Consider the following 17,260-nt stretch of genomic DNA (forward strand, 5'->3'; position numbering starts at 1 on the left):
GCAAGGCAGCCCCAAAAATGACAACGCGCCACCTGAGTGACCGGCATCAGGGCGTCGAGGCGCATGACCGCTGATCCACGGGGCTTGCCAGTGCGCTTGGTCTGTATGTATAACCAGTGCATTTCCAGTGCCCGATCCAACACCGTGATTGCCCATTCCGTCGACGATCCCCTCTACTACCTGCACAACTTCAGGCAGGTGCTGGCCTGGGTCGAACAACGCTACGCCGACCTGCTCGATGCCCCTGAGCAGGCCTTCCTGGACGCCTTCGCCCGCCTGCCCGAGCCGGCCCAGGCGCTGCTGGTGCGCATGGTCATGCGCAAGGGCGAGCTGTTTCGCAGCGACAGGCTCGTGTATGCCGAGATCGGCGACTGTGACGTGGCGTTGCAGCCACTGATCGCGCTGGGCTGGGTCAGCGAGCACACGCCGCTTGCCCTGGAGCAGGTGTTCGCCCTGCTGCGCAAGGACGAACTGGCACAGTGCTTCGCCGCGCAACTGGAGCGACCGCGGGCGGCCAAGGCCGACCTGCTGGCGCAACTGCTGCCGCTGGAGCTGGCGGCCAGGCCCCTGGGCGAATGGTTCCCGGGGTTTGCCCCACGCATCCTGCACTGGCGCCTGCAGCCGCTGTGCGACCGTCTGCGCCTGCTGTTCTTCGGCAACCTGTACCAGGACTGGTCGGAGTTCGTCCTTGCCGACCTGGGCCTGCTGCGCTACGAGCAGGTGCCGTTCGCTGCCGATGCCCGGGCCTGGCACCAGCGCGCCGAAGTCGACCTGGCGATGGCCCTGCATGCCTGCGCCGAAGGCCTGGAGCAGGGTGAGGCCCCGGCCACGGTGCTGGCGGCGCTGGATGGCCTGCACAGCGACACGCCGTGGCTGGCCCGGCGGCGTGCGCGCCTGCTGTTCGGCCTGGGCCAGCACTGCGAGCGGATGGGTGACTGGGAGCTGGCCCTGACGGTATATGCCCGCAGCCAGCACCCTGAAGCACGGATCCGCCAGGTGCGGGTCTTGGAGCGTAGCGCTCGTTGGGCGCAGGCCCAGGCGTTGGCGCTGGAAATGGCCGAGGCGCCCGGCAACCCTCTTGAAACCCAGGCCCTGGAGCGCATGCTGCCGCGCCTGGCGCGCAAGCTCGGCGGGCCGGCGCAACCCCGCCGTCGCCCTGCGGCTTTGGAACTGATCGAACTGGAGCTGCCCGCCGAACAGGCCGGGCTGGGTGTCGAGGAGGCCGTGCGCCTGCACCTGGAGCAGGAGGGGGGAGAGGCCCATTACGTGGAAAACACCCTGTTCAACGGCCTGTTTGGCCTGCTGTGCTGGGACGCGATCTTCGCGCCGGTGCCCGGTGCTTTCTTCCACCCATTCCAGGCGGCACCGCAGGACCTGCTCGACGCCGATTTCCAGCAACGCCGTGGCGCACTGTTCGACGCCTGCCTGGGCCGGCTCGACGATGGCAGCCATCGCCAGGCCATCCGTGAGTGCTTCACGGCCAAGCAGGGCGTGCAGTCACCCTTCGTGGCCTGGTCGATGCTGACCGACCCATTGCTCGAGCAGGCCCTGGCCTGCGTGCCGGCGCAGCACCTGAAGCAGTGCTTCCTGCGCCTGTTGCAGGACATCCGCAACAACCGTGCCGGCATGCCCGACCTCATCCAGTTCTGGCCGCAGCAGGGGCGCTATCGCATGGTCGAGGTCAAGGGCCCCGGCGATCGCTTGCAGGACAGCCAGTTGCGCTGGCTGGATTTCTGCCGTGAGCACGGCCTGCCGGTAGCGGTATGCCATGTGCGCTGGCGCGAGGCGGCGGCATGACCTATACCGTGGCCGTCCGTGCCCTGTGCGAGTTCAGCGCCAAGGTCGGCGACCTTGACCTGCGCTTCACGCCATCGCCCACGGCCCAGGAGGGGATTGCCGGTCATCGTCGGGTGGCGGCCCGGCGGGGGGAGGGCTACGAGGCGGAAATAGCCCTCGAAGGGCACTACTCGGGCCTGCGGGTACGTGGTCGGGCCGACGGCTACGACCCGGAGCTCAACCGCCTGGAGGAGATCAAGACCCACCGGGGCGACCTGGGCCGCCAGCCGGCCAACCATCGCCAATTGCACTGGGCCCAGGCCAAGGTCTATGCCTGGCTGCTGTGCCAGGCCCGGCAACTGGAGGCGATCGAGGTAGCGCTGGTGTACCTGGACGTGGACAGCGACCGCCAGACCCTGATCAGCGAGCAACACCGTGCAGCAGAGCTACAGCGCTTCTTCGAGGCCCAGTGCCAGGCGTTTCTCGCCTGGGCCCAGGCGCAGTCGCGACGCATCGCCGAGCGCGACCAGGGCCTGCAGGCCCTGGGCTTTCCTTACCCGCAATTCCGCCAGGGCCAGCGTCAATTGGCCGAGACCCTGTACAAGGCCGTGAGCACCGGCCGCTGCCTGATGGCCCAGGCCAGCACCGGCATCGGCAAGACCCTCGGCACCCTGTTTCCGCTGCTCAAGGCCATGGTGCCGCAACAACTGGACAAGCTGTATTTCCTCACCGCCAAGACCCCAGGTCGGGCGCTGGCCCTCGATGCCTTGAAGCAGATCACCCGAGCCACGCCGCAACCGGCCTTGCGCACTCTCGAGCTGATCGCCCGCGACAAGGCCTGCGAGCACCCGGGCAGCGCCTGCCATGGCGAGTCGTGCCCGTTGGCCAGGGGCTTCTACGACCGCCTGCCGGCTGCCCGCGAGGCCGCCTCGCAGCAGCCATTGCTGGATCGCGCAGGCTTGCGCGAGGTGGCCCTGGCGCACCAGGTCTGCCCTTACTACCTGGGGCAGGAGATGGCCCGCTGGGTCGATGTGCTGGTGGCCGACTACAACTACTACTTCGATGCCCACGCCTTGCTGCACGCGTTGGCCCAGGCCAACCAGTGGCGGGTCGCGGTGCTGGTGGACGAGGCGCACAACCTGGTCGAGCGGGGCCGTGGCATGTACAGCGCGAGCCTCGACCAGGGCCAGTTGCAGGCCTTGCGCCAGGGCAAGCCGGCTGGGCTGGGCAGTGCCCTGGACCGGCTGAACCGGCAGTGGAACGCCCTGTACAAGACGCAACGGGCGCCGTACCAGGCCGTCGAGCAGTTGCCGGAGGCCTTCGTACGTAGCCTGCAGCACTGCATCGGGCTGATCCAGGAGCGCCTCGAGCAGGCACCCACCGAGGTGGATCCCGCGCTGTTGCAGTTCTTTTTCCAGGCCTTGCAGTTCACCCGGGTCGCCGAGCTGTTCGACGAGCACTTCATCTTCGATATCAGCCTGCGCAACGGGCCACGCAAGCGCCGCCTGGCTACCCTGTGCCTGCGTAACGTGGTCCCGGCCCGGTTGCTGGGCCCGCGCATGCGTGCGGCGCGTAGCGTGACCCTGTTTTCCGCGACCCTTGGCCCCCGGCATTTCTATGCCGACCTGCTGGGCATGCCGCCCGACACCGCCTGGCTGGAGGTTGCCGCGCCGTTTCGTGCCGAACAGCTCGAGGTGCGTATCGTCAGCCAGGTGTCGACCCGTTATCGCGAACGCCAGGCGTCGCTGGCGCCGATCGTCGAGCTGATCGCCGGGCAGTATCGGCGGATGCCCGGCAACTACCTGGCGTTCTTCAGCAGTTTCGAATATTTGGGGCAGGTCGCTGGGCTGCTGGCCGAGCGCTACCCCGACATCCCGCGCTGGGAGCAGGCGCCGGGCATGGACGAGGGCGCGCGCGAGGCCTTTCTCGCGCGCTTCGTGGCCGACGGGCAGGGCATCGGCTTCGCCGTGCTGGGCGGCGCTTTCGGCGAAGGTGTCGACCTGCCGGGCACCCGCTTGGTCGGGGCGTTCGTCGCCACCCTGGGCCTGCCCCAGGTCAATCCGGTCAATGAACAGTTCAAGCTGCGCCTGGGCAGGCAGTTCGGCGCGGGGTTCGACTATGCCTATCTCTACCCTGGCGTGCGCAAGGTGATCCAGGCGGCTGGCCGGGTCATCCGGGGCGACCAGGACCGTGGCGTGCTGCTGCTGATCGACGAGCGCTTCGCCGAGCCACGGGTGCAGCAGATGTTCCCAGGCTGGTGGCAGGCGGTTTGACTCAGCGGCCCTAATCTTCGCAAGCGTCATCGCACAGGCTTGCAACTCCCAGTACACTGCGCGTTCCAACACCTACATCCCGTTGATCTCGAGGTTCTTGCATGACGCTCAGTCCTTTGGCAGGCAAGCCGGCTCCGGCCAGCGTGCTGGTCGATATCCCCCGCCTGCTCACCGCCTATTACACCGGCCGCCCCGACGCTGCCGTGGCGGCTCAGCGCGTGGCCTTCGGCACCTCCGGGCACCGTGGCACGTCACTGGAATTGAGCTTCAACGAACACCATGTATTGGCCATTACCCAGGCCATCTGCCTGTACCGCCAGGAGAATGGCATCGACGGCCCGCTGTTCGTCGGTGCCGACACCCACGCACTGTCCGCCCCGGCCGCGGCCAGTGCCCTGGAGGTGCTGGCGGCCAACGGCGTGCAGGTGATGCTGTCCAAGGACGACGAGTACACGCCGACGCCGGCGGTGTCCCATGCCATCCTCTGCCATAACCGTGGCCGCCAGCGAGGCCTGGCCGACGGCATCGTCATCACTCCGTCGCACAACCCGCCACAGAGCGGTGGCTTCAAGTACAACCCACCCAATGGCGGCCCGGCCGACAGCGACGTGACCAAGTGGATCGAGGCCAAGGCCAACGAGTTGCTGGCCGCCGGGCTCGAGGGCGTCAAGCGCATGGACCATGCCCAGGCATTGCAGGCCAGCACCACCCAGCGCCATGACTATGTGAACAGCTACGTGGCCGACCTGGCCAACGTCATCGACTTCGAGGTGATCCGCAAGGCCGGCCTGCGCCTGGGCGTCGACCCGCTGGGCGGGGCAGGGGTGCGCTACTGGCAGGCGATCGCCGAGCACTATCGCCTGGACCTGGAGGTGGTCAACACCGAGGTCGACCCGACGTTCCGCTTCATGACCGTCGACTGGGACGGGCAGATCCGCATGGACCCTTCCTCGCCCCACGCCATGCAGGGCCTGATCGGCCTGCGCGAGCGCTTCGACGTGGCCTTCGCCTGCGACCCGGACCACGACCGTCATGGCATCGTCACCCCCGACGGCCTCTTGCAGCCGAACAACTACCTGGCGGTGGCCATCGACTACCTGTTCCGCCACCGGCCGCAGTGGCGCGCCGATGCCGCAGTGGGCAAGACCGTGGTCAGCAGCGGCCTGATCGACCGTGTCACGGCACGCCTGGGGCGCAAGCTGCATGAGGTGCCGGTGGGCTTCAAGTTCTTCGCCCAGGGGCTGTTCGATGGGACGCTGGGCTTCGGTGGCGAGGAGAGTGCCGGGGCGTCGTTCCTGCGTCGCGATGGCTCGGTGTGGACGACCGACAAGGACGGCCTGATCCCGGCATTGCTGGCGGCGGAGATGACGGCCCGCACCGGGCGCAACCCGAGCCAGGCCTATGCAGACCTCACCGAGGCGCTGGGCCGACCGTTCGCTACCCGTGTCGAAGCCAAGGCCGATGCGCGGCAGAAGGCCCTGCTGGGCAAGCTGGCACCGGAGCAGGTCACCTCCACCGAGCTCGCTGGCGAGGCGATCGAGGGGATTCTCAGCCATGCACCGGGGAATGGGCAGGCCATCGGTGGGCTGAAGGTGATGACCGCCAACGGATGGTTCGCCGCGCGGCCGTCCGGGACCGAGGATATCTACAAGATCTATGCCGAGAGCTTCGTCGACGAGGCGCATCTGCAGCGCTTGGTGCAGGAGGCGCAGGTATTGGTCGATGCTGCCATTGCCTGAGGCTGTGGCGATTCAATGATTCGGGGGCGCGAAACGCCCCCGAATGGCAGAGATGAAGTCGATCCAGCATGCCGGGGCGCGCAGGCCCCTGACGGCGCAGCCCAAGCCGCCGCGGTGTCGGTGCTGGCCAAGCCTATCGCCAGCAGCAGGCCGGCCAACAGCGTTGTAGTCTTCTTCATCGAGGCCTCGTCGGTAGCCGTTCCTTGGGTCCGGGCAAGTGTAGACGACGAGGCCCACGGGCCTGGCGGGCCCGCGTCAGACGCGGAACTGGTCCATCAGCCCCTGCTGCTGGTTGGCCAGGCTGTTGAGCGACTGGCTGACCCGCGCCGACTCGTTGGCCTGCCCGGAGAGCGACTCGGTGACGTCGCGGATGGTCGCGACGTTCCTGTTGATCTCCTCGGCCACTGCGCTCTGTTCCTCGGCCGCCGAGGCGATCTGCAGGTTCATGTCGGTGATCACCGTCACCGCCTGGCCAATGCGCTGCAATGCGGTGACCGCCTGGCCGACCTGCTCGACACCGCCCTGGGCCTGGCGGTGGCTGTTGTTCATGGCGCCGACCACCTCGCGGGTGCCGGCCTGCAAGGCCTCGATGACCTGACGGGTTTCCTCCACCGACTCCTGGGTACGCCGCGCCAGGTTGCGTACCTCGTCGGCGACCACGGCGAACCCACGCCCGGCCTCGCCGGCGCGGGCGGCTTCGATGGCGGCGTTGAGCGCCAGCAGGTTGGTCTGCTCGGCGATCGAGCGGATCACCTCCAGCACCGAACCGATCTTCTCGCTGTTGTGCGCCAGGCCCTCGACCTGGGTCATGGCGCTGCTCATGTCGGCGGCCAGGGTGTCGATGCTGCGGGTGGTGCTGTCGATCACCGCCAGCCCCTCGCGAGTGGCCTGGTCGGCGTCACGGGCCGCCTGCGCGGCCTGGGAGGCGCTGCGGGCGACGTCCTGGGCGGTGGCGCTCATCTCATGGGAGGCGGTGGCCACCTGGTCGACCTGGCGGTACTGTTGCTCCATGCCGGCGCTGGTCTGGGTGGCGATGGCCGAGGACCGGTCGGCAGTGCCACGGGCGGCCTGCACCGAGCGTTTCACTTCGGCGATGGTCGGCTGCAGCTTGTCGAGGAAACGGTTGAACCAGCCGGCCAGCTCGCCTAGCTCGTCGCGCTTGTCGTAGGCCAGGCGGCGGGTCAGGTCGCCTTCGCCGCTGGCGATATCCTTGAGCATGGCGGCAACGTCGAGGATCGGCCGGGTCACCCCGCGGGCCATCAGCCAGATCAGCAGCAGGCCGGCGAGCGCCGCCGCCAGGCCCAGGCCGAGCTCGAGCAGGGTGCCGCTGGTGTTGAGGGCATCGAGCTCCTGCTCGAGCGCCTCGGCCGGCCCGGCCAGGGCGCTTTGTGGTACGTCGAGCAGCACGCCCCATGGCCGGGCACCAGGAATCGGCGCGAAGGCGGCCAGCACTTTCAGGCGCTGCTGGTCGGCCAGCACCTGCAGCTTGCCGTCGGCGAGCCTGCGCACCAGCTCGGCGCCCTGGGCCGGGTCGGCTTGCTCGAGGCGCTGGGCCAGCTTGCTGGCATCTGCGCTGTAGCCGGCCAGCAGGCCTGCGGGGCTGAGGATGCCGACCGTGGTGCGGCCTTCGTAGAGGCTGCGGCTGGCGGCCTGGCTCAAGGCCTGCAGGCTGTTGAGGTTGATGTCCACGGAGAGGGTGGCGATCACCTTGTCGGCCACCATCAGTGGGAACACGATGCTGGTCATCAGCACCTGCTGGCCATCGATCTGGTAGAAGTATGGCTCGATCACGCAGACCTTGCGGGTACTGCGCGGGCAGGCCCACCAGCTGTTGAGCGGCTCGCCGCTGGGGCCGACCTCGGTGTTGGCCAGGTCTTGCTCGGGCAGGGCCATGGCGGTCAGTTGGCCGGCGCGCGGCTGCGACCAGTAGAGGGAGAAGCGCCCGGTCTCGTTGCTGCCCAGTTCGCTCTGGCCGGTGAACAGGTCGTCCTTGCCGTCCAGGGCGCCTTGTTCGAACACCAGGGACAGGCCGAGTAGATCAGGGTTGGCCTGCAGGGCAGTGCGCACCTGGCGGGTGAGGTCTTCGCGCAAGTCGTAGGCGTCGAGGAAACGCTTTTCGGCCTGTTCGCGCAGGAACAGCACCTGGCGGGCGAAGCCAGCCCCGTACTGGTAGGCATCCATGAACTGGCGGCTGATGTTCAGGGCCTGCACCTCGCCTTGCGACGCGATGCGCGCCTGGGCCGCCTCGCCGAGCATCTGCATGCTGCTTGCCTTGACCAGGTCGGAGCTGTGCGCCATGCGGTACAGCGAAAGGCCGACCAGCAAGGTGACGATGCCCGCCAGGCACAGGCCGGCGAGCAGGGTGATCTTCCACTGGATGGACAGTTGTCGCAAAGGCATTGGGCGAATCCCTTGTAATAGGTCTTGGGGTGAACAGTGTTTCGGCAGGATGGGCATTTTCTTTATTCAAACGTTCAATTGAATCACCCCGGCTTGCTGCCCTGTTGCGGCGCAGAGGGCTTTGACATCCGCCGGCCGCTGCTTCAGAGTGTGCGCCCTTCATAACAACATCCCCACGCCCGGCCGCTGCCTGCCCGTAGCCTGTCGCCGGTGCGCCCGCTTTTTGTCTGTCGCAACGAGGTAACCCACACCATGAATGCAGTCATTGCCGCGGTCGGCATCATGCTGATATTGAGCCTGTCCCGCGTGCATGTGGTCATCGCCCTGATCGTCGGCGCACTGGTCGGTGGCTTGGTCGGCGGCCTAGGCACCGAGGGCACGCTCAAGGCCTTCAACAGTGGTTTGGGCGGTGGCGCCACGGTGGCGCTGTCGTATGCGTTGCTGGGTGCGTTCGCGGTGGCCATCGCCAAGTCGGGCCTGGCCCATGCCCTGGCGGATCGTGCCCTGGCGGTGATCGACCGCCAGGGGCATGCCAATGGCAGCTCGCTCAAGTGGCTGCTGATCGGCCTGATGCTGGTGGTAGCGGTCTCGTCGCAGAACATCCTGCCGATCCACATCGCCTTCATCCCGCTGCTGGTGCCGCCACTGCTGTACGTGCTGACCCGCTTGCGCATCGACCGCCGGCTGATCGCCTGTGTGATCACCTTCGGCCTGATCACCCCGTACATGTTCCTGCCGGTAGGCTTCGGCAACATCTTCCTCAACGAGATCCTGCTGGCCAACGTCAGCCGCGCGGGCGTGGATGTCAGCGGGGTCAACGTCACCCAGGCCATGGCCATCCCCGCCGCGGGCATGCTCGTGGGCCTGCTGCTGGCGGTGTTCTTCAGCTACCGTCGCAAGCGCGACTACGACCTGGCGCGCATCGAGCAGGTCGAGCAGGTCAGCGTGCGCTACAACCCCCTGACCCTGCTGGTGGCGGGCGCGGCCATCGCCGCGGCGTTCATCATCCAGCTGTGGCTGGACTCGATGATCATCGGCGCCATGGTGGGCTTCCTGATCTTCTCGCTGTCGGGCATCGTGCGCTGGAAGGACACCGACGACCTGTTCACGGAAGGCATGAAGATGATGGCCATGATCGGCTTCATCATGATCGCGGCCTCGGGTTTCGCCGAGGTGATGAAGGCCACCGGCGAGGTGAAGAGCCTGGTGGAGGCGTCGGCGCGGTGGATCGACCACAGCAAGGGCATCGGCGCCTTGCTGATGTTGTTGGTGGGGCTGCTGGTGACCATGGGGATCGGCTCATCGTTCTCCACGGTGCCGATCCTGGCGGCGATCTTCGTGCCGCTGTGCGTGCAACTGGGCTTCGATCCGCTGGCCACCGTGTGCATCGTCGGCACCGCCGGGGCGCTGGGCGACGCCGGTTCGCCCGCTTCGGACTCGACCTTGGGGCCGACCTCGGGGCTCAATGTGGATGGGCAGCATCACCACATCTGGGACACCGTGGTGCCGACCTTCATCCACTACAACCTGCCGTTGCTGGCCTTCGGGTGGTTGGCGGCGATGGTGCTCTGAGGTATCGAGCCCATTGGGGGCGCGAAGCGGCCCCAGTATCGAAAAGGCTCAGCCCTTGTCCGGGAGCGGCGAGATACGGTTGAGGACGGTGCCGCCGTCCTTGCTGCGGGTCAGGTAGACGGGCAGTACCTGGGGCAGGTTGTCCACCAGCCGGTGCACTTCGCGGGTGTTGTACACGCCACTGACGCGCAGCTTGCCGGTGTTGTCGTCGGCCAGTTGCAGCGGCTTGTCCAGGTAGCGGTTGATCACCGGCAGGGCCTGGCTCAGGCTGAGGTTGTCGAGGATGAGCTTGCCGTTGCGCCAGGCCAGGTCGTTGCCGTAGTCGCCGCTCTGCGCAAGGGTCGGCTCGAAGTCGCCGGCATGGTAGCTGGCCTGCATGCCGGGGCCGAGGCGGTAGCCGCCGTCGCTGCCATTGCTGCTGACCAGCACCGAGCCTTCCACCAGGGTCACCTCGACCTGGTCCTGATACTTCCAGACGTTGAACTGGGTACCGGTGACCCGCGTCTGGCCATGCCCGGCGCGGACGATGAACGGGTGCGCGCTGTCATGTTCGACCTTGAAGAACGCCTCGCCCTTGATCAGGGTGACCTGGCGCTGGTCCTTGTAGTTCAGGTAGCGCAGCTCGGTATTGAGGTTGAGCTCGACCACGCTGCCATCGCCCAGCGTTACCTGGCGCACCTGGTCGGTGCTTTCGAAATGCTGGTAGCGATTGGGCACCCAGCCTTGTTCCCAGCCCACCCAGCCGGCCAGGGGCAAGGCGAGCAGGGCGATCGCCGCGGCGCAGGCGAACGGGCGCCAGTTGCGCTGCCGGGCGCGGGGCTTGAGCTTGGTCACGGTCGCGCTGCGTGGCAGCAGGTCGGCGGTCTGCCAGATGTCCAGCATCGCCTGGTATTCCTCGAGGTGCCGCGGGTCGGCCGCCAGCCACTGGGCGAATGCCGCCTGCTCGGCGTTCGTGCAGTCATCGGCATGCAGGCGCATGCACCAATGGGCGGCGGCGTCGGTGATGGCATCGTCTGGAGTGGGGGTGAAGCGGTCGTGGTTCATTGCGGCTCCCGGTTTTGCGCATTCTACCCCTGCGAAGGGGCTGCGAGAACCGAGATAATGGCGAATGACTATCAAATGTGCGTTTTTTCGTCTGAATAAAGGGCCGGTTCTGACACTCAACCGGCCCAATCCCGCACAGCCCGAGTTCAGAACTGCCCTGGCGCCATGCCATAGAGGCTGGCGCTACCGGCCTGGATGCTGGCTTCCAGCGCCAGGCTGCGCGGCAGCAGGCGCTGGAAGAAGAACTCGGCACAGGCCAGCTTGGCACCAAGGAACGCCGGATCCTCGTCGAGCTTGCGCTGGGCTATGGCCGCCATACGTGCCCACAGGTAGGCGTAGGCGGTCAGGCCGAACAGGTGCAGGTATTCCACTGCCGTGGCGCTGACCAGGTTGACGTCCCGAGGCGCCTGCTCCAGCAGCCATTGGCTGGTGCGCTCCAGACGCACCAGGGCCTCCAGCAGGGCATCGCGGTGCAGTGGGGCGTCGACACAGAAGGCCCGGACCTCGCTGGTGAAGGCGAACAGGGCCTGGCCGCCGTCGGCAAGGACCTTGCGCCCCAGCAGGTCGAGGGCCTGGATGCCGTTGGTGCCTTCGTAGATCTGCGCGATACGCACGTCGCGCACCCGCTGCTCCTGCCCCCATTCACGGATATAGCCGTGGCCGCCGAATACCTGCTGGCCGAGCACGCAGCTTTCCAGGCCGTTGTCGGTGAAGAACGCCTTGGCCACCGGAGTCAGCAGGGCCACCTGGCGTTGGGCGCGCTCACGCTCGCCGACGTCCTCGGCGTAGCGAGACAAGTCCAGTTGCTGGCCGACATAGGCGGCGAAGGCACGGCCGCCTTCGGTGAGCGCGCGCATGGTCAGCAGCATGCGCCGTACATCGCCGTGGTGGATGATCGGGTCGGCGATCCCGTCGCGTACCTGCGGTCCTGCGGCGGCCCGGCTTTGCAGGCGTTCGCAGGCGTAGCGCGCGGAGCTCTGGTACGAGGCCTCGGCGCAGCCGAGGCCCTGGATGCCGATGGACAGGCGCTCGTAGTTCATCATGGTGAACATCGCCGCCAGGCCGCGGTTCGCTTCGCCGACCAGGTAGCCGGTGGCCGCGTCGAAGTTCATCACGCAGGTGGCCGAGGCCTTGATACCCATCTTGTGTTCGATCGAGCCGCAGTGCGCCCCATTGCGCGCGCCCAGGCTACCGTCCGCCTCGACCAGGTACTTGGGCACCAGGAACAGCGAGATGCCCTTGGGGCCGGCCGGCGCGTCCGGCAGCCTGGCCAGCACCAGGTGGACGATGTTCTCGGTCAGGTCCTGCTCGCCGCCGGTGATGAAGATCTTGCTGCCACTGATGCGGTAACTGCCATCGACCTGGGGTTCGGCACGGGTGCGGATCAGGCCCAGGTCGGTGCCGGCCTGGGGCTCGGTCAGGCACATGGTGCCCGCCCACTGGCCGCTGTACAGCGGCGCCAGGAAGGTGGCCTTCAAGGCCTCGTCGGCATGGGCATCGATGGCCAGGCAAGTGCCGGCGCTCAGCGCCGAATACAGGCTGAAGCTGCAATCGGCGGCGTAGAGCATCTCCTCGAACAGCACGGCGAGCATCTTCGGCATGCCCATGCCGCCGTACTCGGGGTTACCGCCCAGGCCAACCCAGCCGCCTTCGCGGTAGGTCCGCCAGGCCTCGCGGAAACCGTCGGGGGTGGTCACCTGGCCGGCCTCGAAGTGCACGCCCTGTTCGTCGCCGTTGCGGCTGAGCGGGGCGATCAACTGGCCGGTGATCTTCGCTGCCTCTTCGAGGATGGCGTCGGCGGTGTCGGCATCGACCCGCTCGGCCAGCGCCGGCAGGCGGGCCCACAGGGCTTGGGCATCGAACAGGTCATGGAGAACGAAGCGCATGTCGCGCAAGGGGGCCGTGTACTGGGTCATCTGGGAGCTCTCGAATGCAAGGGAGGAATCCGCGGCGCAGGGTCGCCCACCCTGGTAGGGGGGCGACATGGCCGGTGAGGCAGGCGTTGGGGTCAGAGGGCCCTGGCCTGGTCGCGCAGGAGGTACTTCTGGATCTTGCCGGTGGAGGTCTTGGGCAGCTCACCGAAGACCACCGTCTTCGGCACCTTGAAACCGGCCAGGTGCTCGCGGCACCAGGCGATGATGTCCGCCTCGCGGGTGGCGCCGTGGCCGGGCTTGAGGGCGACGAAGGCGCAGGGCGTCTCGCCCCATTTCTCGTCCGGGCGGGCCACCACAGCTGCCTCGAGGACAGCCGGATGCCGGTAGAGGGTATCTTCGACCTCGAGGGTGGAGATGTTCTCGCCCCCGGAGATGATGATGTCCTTGAGCCGGTCCTTGATCTCGACATAGCCGTCGGCATGCCACACGGCCAGGTCGCCGGTGTGGAACCAGCCGCCGCGGAAGGCCTCGGCGGTGGCCTCGGGGTTCTTCAGGTAGCCCTTCATCACCGTGTTGCCACGCATGAAGATCTCGCCCAGGGTGTTGCCATCGCGGGGCACCGGCTGAAGGGTCTGCGGATCGGCGACCATCAGGCCATCGAGGGTCGGGTAGCGCACACCCTGGCGCGACTTGATCCGTGCTCGCTGCTCCAGGGGCTGGTCGTCCCATTCGGCGTGCCAGGCGCACACGGTCACCGGGCCGTAGACCTCGGTCAGGCCGTAGGTATGGGTGAGCTGGATGCCCATTTCCTCCACCGCGCCGATCACCTTGGCCGGTGGTGCGGCGCCGGCGACCATGGCCTGCACTGGATGGTCGATGGCCGCCTTGTCGGTCTCGGGCATGTTCACCAGGGCATTGAGCACGATGGGCGCGCCGCACAGGTGAGTGACCCGGTGCTCGCGGATGAGGGTGAGGATCTTCTGCGGGTCGACCCGGCGCAGGAACACATGGGTGCCAGCCAGGGCGGTGATGGTCCAGGGGTAGCACCAGCCGTTGCAATGAAACATCGGCAGGGTCCACAGGTACACCGGGTGATGGCCCATGGCCCAGGTGATCTGGTTGCCCAGGGCATTGAGGTAGGCGCCGCGATGGTGGTAGACCACGCCCTTGGGGTTACCGGTGGTGCCGGAGGTGTAGTTCAGCGAAATGGCCTGCCATTCGTCCTCCGGCCATTCCCAGGCGAACGCCGGGTCGCCCTCGGCGAGCAGGGCCTCGTAGTCCAGCTCGCTGACCGCGCGGCCTTCGCCGTACTCCGGGTCGTCCACGTCGACCACCAGGGGCGGGTGTTCGAGTAGGGCGAGGGCGGCTTCGATCACGGCGTGGAACTCGCGGTCGGTGATCAGCACCTTGGCCTCACCGTGCTGCAGCATGAAGGCGATGGCTTCGGCATCCAGGCGCACGTTCAGGGTGTTGAGCACCGCGCCGATCATCGGCACGGCGAAGTGCGCCTCGAGCATCGCCGGGATATTCGGCAGCATCACCGCCACCGTGTCGCCACGGCCGATGCCACGTCCGGCCAGGGCGCTGGCCAGGCGGCAGCAGCGCTCGTAGGTCTGGCGCCAGTCGCGGCGCAGGGCACCGTGGATCACTGCCGGGTAATGACCGTACACCCCGGCGGTGCGTTCGATGAAGCTCAGCGGCGTGAGGGCGACATGGTTGACAGGGGCGGGCATCAGGCCCTGGGAGAAGATCGACATGCGGTGGTCCTGTAGGGGAGGCAGGCGCAGCCTGTGCGCATGGCCCCCGGTGGCTGATTGTTAGCTCTGATCAGGGTGGGGAGCGCGCGTGGGCGCCGCTTCCCCTGTCGCATTTTTAAGCGAACCGCTATGGTAGATGGAATATCGACTATAGCAATATAGTAAAACTACTATAAGAACGAGCCCGAAACCGTGGACAAGCACCTATCCCCCTTGCTCGCCAAGGATCCCCAACCCAGCCTGCTGCTGGCGCCCGATGCCCGTCCGCTGGCCCTCAACGCGGCCCTGCAGGCGCTGATCGAAGCGGGGCCGCCGCTGGCGCGCTGGTTGCCGGCCAACAGCGCGGCGCTGGTGCGTGCCTGCCTGCGCCAGGGGCGGGCCATCGCTGAGGTGGAGGCCGAGCAGGGCGAGCGCATCCTGCTGTGGACCTTCATCCCCGACGACCGCGGCCAGCAGGTGCTGGCCCGCTGCCGCGACGCCAGCGAGGAGCGCCACGGCGCCCGCGAGGCCAGCCGAGCCCGGCGCCTGTACCGCTTGATCATCGAGAACACCACCGACCTGATCTCCCGGCACAGCCCCGATGGCCGCTTCCTCGATGCCTCGCCCGCGGCATTTCGCCTGCTCGGCCTGTGGCCGGAGCAACTGCGCGGCATGCCGGTCCGAGCCTTGCTCCATCCCCGCGAGCGGCGCCAGGCCCTGCAGCAGGCCGCTGCCGCCCTGGACCAGGATGGCTACCACACCATGACCTGCCGGGTCCGTCATGCCGCTGGCGGCTATCGCTGGTTCGAGATCGCCAGCCGGGCCATCCGCGAGACCTACACCGGCGCGGTGGTGGAGATCGTCAGCGTGTCCCGCGACATCAGCCTGCGCATCGAGGCCCAGGAGAGCCTGGCCCATGGTGCCCGGGTGGCCACCCTTGGCGAACTGGCGTCGGGCATCGCCCATGAGATCAACCAACCGCTGGCGGCGGTGGTCAACTACGCCAACGCCAGCCAGCGCTACCTGCAAGGGCTGGAACGCGACCCGCAGGCCCGCGAGCGGGTCGGCCAGGGGCTGCAGCGCATCATCGAGCAGGCTACCCATGCCGCCGAGGTCATCCGCCGCTTGCGGGCCTTTCTGCGCAAGGGACCGCGACACTTGCAGGCACTCGACATCGTCGAGGTGGCCGGCGAGGCGATGCGCCTGTGCGCCTGGGAGGCGGCGCGTGAGCAGGTCAGCATCGAGCTGCGCATGAGCGGGACCTTGCCGAGCGTGCATGCCGACCGCGTGCTGCTGGAGCAGGTACTGCTCAACCTGCTGCGCAATGCCATCGACGCCAACCGCGAGCGGCACGATGGCAAGCCCTCGCGTATCCTGCTGGGCGCCGTGCGCCAGGGCGACTGGCTGCAGGTGGAGGTCGCCGACCAAGGGCCGGGCGTGGCTGCCGAGCGTCTGGACGAGATCTTCACGCCGTTCACCACCAGCAAGGCGGACGGCCTGGGGCTCGGCCTGAGCATGAGCCGCAGCATCGTCGAGGGTTTCGGTGGCAGCCTGCAGGCGCGGCCGGGCGAGGCGGGCGGCTTGGTGTTGTGCTGCCGCCTGCCGGCGAACAAGGGATGAGGGAGGGTGAAGGTGCAAGCGAAGGTCTATGTGGTCGATGACGACCAAGGCATGCTCGATTCGACGGTCTGGCTGCTGGAGTCGGTGGGGCTGTGTGCGCTGCCGTTCACCAGCGGCCAGGCGTTCCTGGACGCCTGCGACGACCGGGGGCCGGCCTGCGTGCTCCTGGATGTGCGCATGCCTGGCCTGGGCGGGCTGGCGGTACAGGAGGCGTTGCGCGAGCGTGGGCGGCGGATCCCGGTGATCTTCGTCAGCGGGCACGCCGATGTGCCCATCGTGGTCCGTGCCTTCAAGGCCGGGGCCTGCGATTTCATCGAGAAACCCTACAACGACCAGTTGCTGCTCGACAGTGTCCAGGCGGCCTTGGGCCACGCTCGCCGCGAGCACCAGGGCAGCGAGGCGCTGGCCGCCGTGCAGGCGCGCATCGATGGGCTGACGCCGCGCGAGCGGGATGTGTTCATCCCGTTGGCCCAGGGCCTGAGCAACCGCGAGATCGCCGAGCAGCTCGGGGTCAGCGTCAAGACCGTGGACCTGTACCGGGGGCGGGTGATGAAGCGCATGCAGGCGGCAAGCCTGGCGGAGCTGGTGGGGATGGCGATTGCCTGTGGGCAGGTGCAGGCGCTGGGCTTGGCGGCTGCCCGGGTGGTTTGAGTAGCCACCTAATAAAGGTTTTGACATTCACTGCCTAGGCAGTAATATTTTTACACAATTGTTCGAGCCGACCCCGATGTCCCATTTCACCCCGGAAAATTTCCAGAGCTGCACCCTCGGCATGCTGCTGGGCCGTGCCACGTTGTTGAAGGACCGCATCCTCGATTCGCACCTGGAGGCCGACGGCATCACCGCCGCGCAGTTCAAGGTGTTGATCATCGTCGCCCAGTACCAGGTGGACACCCCGGCCGAGCTGTGCCGCTACCTGGGCCTGGACAGCGGCTCGATGACGCGCATGCTCGACCGCCTCGAGCAGAAGGGGCTGGTCCTGCGCAATCGCTGCCCGCAAGACCGTCGCCAGGTGCGCCTGGCCTTGACCCGCGAGGGCCAGCGCCTGGCCGATCGCCTGCCGCAGATCGGCGCGGCATCGATGAACGAGCTGCTCGGCGTGCTGCAACCGGAAGAACTCAAGACCCTCGAAGGCCTGTTGGCCAAGGTGCTGATCAGCGCCGGCGACCCCCTGACGATCCGCCGCTTCGGCGATCGTTGATCCCTGTCACGATTCATCCAAGGTA

Annotated in this window: 11 protein-coding genes and 1 pseudogene; 7 read left to right on the top strand and 5 right to left on the bottom strand. The window is 67.5% G+C overall.

What is annotated here, in order from left to right; genetic code table 11:
• The first annotated feature begins 144 nt into the window (after positions 1 to 144).
• The 3 genes from ABFA30_RS14665 (at position 145) to pgm (ending at position 5,788) form a co-directional block, all read left to right on the top strand.
• Positions 145 to 1,797 (top strand): VRR-NUC domain-containing protein, encoded by a 1,653-nt coding sequence (locus ABFA30_RS14665; RefSeq protein ID WP_253080222.1) that lies wholly within the window; start codon positions 145 to 147, stop codon positions 1,795 to 1,797.
• Complete coding sequence (locus tag ABFA30_RS14670; protein ID WP_225789025.1) at positions 1,794 to 4,049, top strand: ATP-dependent DNA helicase; 2,256 nt, start codon at positions 1,794 to 1,796, stop codon at positions 4,047 to 4,049. Before ABFA30_RS14665 ends, ABFA30_RS14670 begins: the two co-directional genes overlap by 4 nt.
• 101 nt (positions 4,050 to 4,150) lie before the next feature.
• Entirely contained in the window at positions 4,151 to 5,788 is a 1,638-nt protein-coding gene (gene pgm, locus ABFA30_RS14675) for a phosphoglucomutase (alpha-D-glucose-1,6-bisphosphate-dependent) (protein ID WP_225789026.1), read from the top strand.
• 255 nt (positions 5,789 to 6,043) lie between these two features.
• Here the strand turns inward: pgm and ABFA30_RS14680 are convergent, their stop codons facing one another.
• Positions 6,044 to 6,799 (bottom strand): methyl-accepting chemotaxis protein, encoded by a 756-nt coding sequence (locus ABFA30_RS14680; RefSeq protein WP_410046045.1) that lies wholly within the window; start codon positions 6,797 to 6,799, stop codon positions 6,044 to 6,046.
• Between the two features lie 102 nt (positions 6,800 to 6,901).
• A pseudogene (locus ABFA30_RS14685) lies at positions 6,902 to 8,245 on the bottom strand (HAMP domain-containing protein); the annotation flags it as partial.
• Between the two features lie 195 nt (positions 8,246 to 8,440).
• Here ABFA30_RS14685 and ABFA30_RS14690 point away from each other — a divergent pair.
• Positions 8,441 to 9,760: a Na+/H+ antiporter family protein gene (locus tag ABFA30_RS14690; RefSeq protein ID WP_225789028.1), complete on the top strand. Its 1,320-nt coding sequence runs from the start codon at positions 8,441 to 8,443 to the stop codon at positions 9,758 to 9,760.
• A gap of 48 nt (positions 9,761 to 9,808) precedes the next feature.
• Here the strand turns inward: ABFA30_RS14690 and ABFA30_RS14695 are convergent, their stop codons facing one another.
• From ABFA30_RS14695 to ABFA30_RS14705, 3 genes are all read right to left on the bottom strand, one after another.
• Positions 9,809 to 10,804: a FecR family protein gene (locus ABFA30_RS14695; RefSeq protein ID WP_225789029.1), complete on the bottom strand. Its 996-nt coding sequence runs from the start codon at positions 10,802 to 10,804 to the stop codon at positions 9,809 to 9,811.
• Positions 10,805 to 10,950: 146 nt separating this feature from the next.
• Positions 10,951 to 12,720, bottom strand: a complete 1,770-nt coding sequence (locus ABFA30_RS14700) for an acyl-CoA dehydrogenase C-terminal domain-containing protein (RefSeq protein WP_253080226.1) — start codon at positions 12,718 to 12,720, stop codon at positions 10,951 to 10,953.
• Positions 12,721 to 12,812: 92 nt separating this feature from the next.
• A complete protein-coding gene (locus ABFA30_RS14705) occupies positions 12,813 to 14,435 on the bottom strand; it encodes an acyl-CoA synthetase (RefSeq protein WP_253080227.1) in 1,623 nt (540 codons plus the stop codon).
• A 192-nt stretch (positions 14,436 to 14,627) separates the two neighbouring features.
• Between ABFA30_RS14705 and ABFA30_RS14710 the strand changes: the two genes are divergently transcribed.
• The 3 genes from ABFA30_RS14710 to ABFA30_RS14720 all read left to right on the top strand — a co-directional run bounded on the left by ABFA30_RS14710 (position 14,628) and on the right by ABFA30_RS14720 (position 17,235).
• Positions 14,628 to 16,034: a sensor histidine kinase gene (locus ABFA30_RS14710; protein ID WP_225789032.1), complete on the top strand. Its 1,407-nt coding sequence runs from the start codon at positions 14,628 to 14,630 to the stop codon at positions 16,032 to 16,034.
• Positions 16,035 to 16,046: 12 nt separating this feature from the next.
• A complete protein-coding gene (locus ABFA30_RS14715) occupies positions 16,047 to 16,685 on the top strand; it encodes a response regulator transcription factor (protein ID WP_225789033.1) in 639 nt (212 codons plus the stop codon).
• Positions 16,686 to 16,761: 76 nt separating this feature from the next.
• A complete protein-coding gene (locus ABFA30_RS14720; protein ID WP_225789034.1) occupies positions 16,762 to 17,235 on the top strand; it encodes a MarR family winged helix-turn-helix transcriptional regulator in 474 nt (157 codons plus the stop codon).
• Positions 17,236 to 17,260: the final 25 nt, after the last annotated feature.

Source organism: Pseudomonas sp. HLMP, assembly GCF_046365545.1.
Classification (GTDB): Bacteria; Pseudomonadota; Gammaproteobacteria; order Pseudomonadales; family Pseudomonadaceae; genus Aquipseudomonas; species Aquipseudomonas guariconensis_B.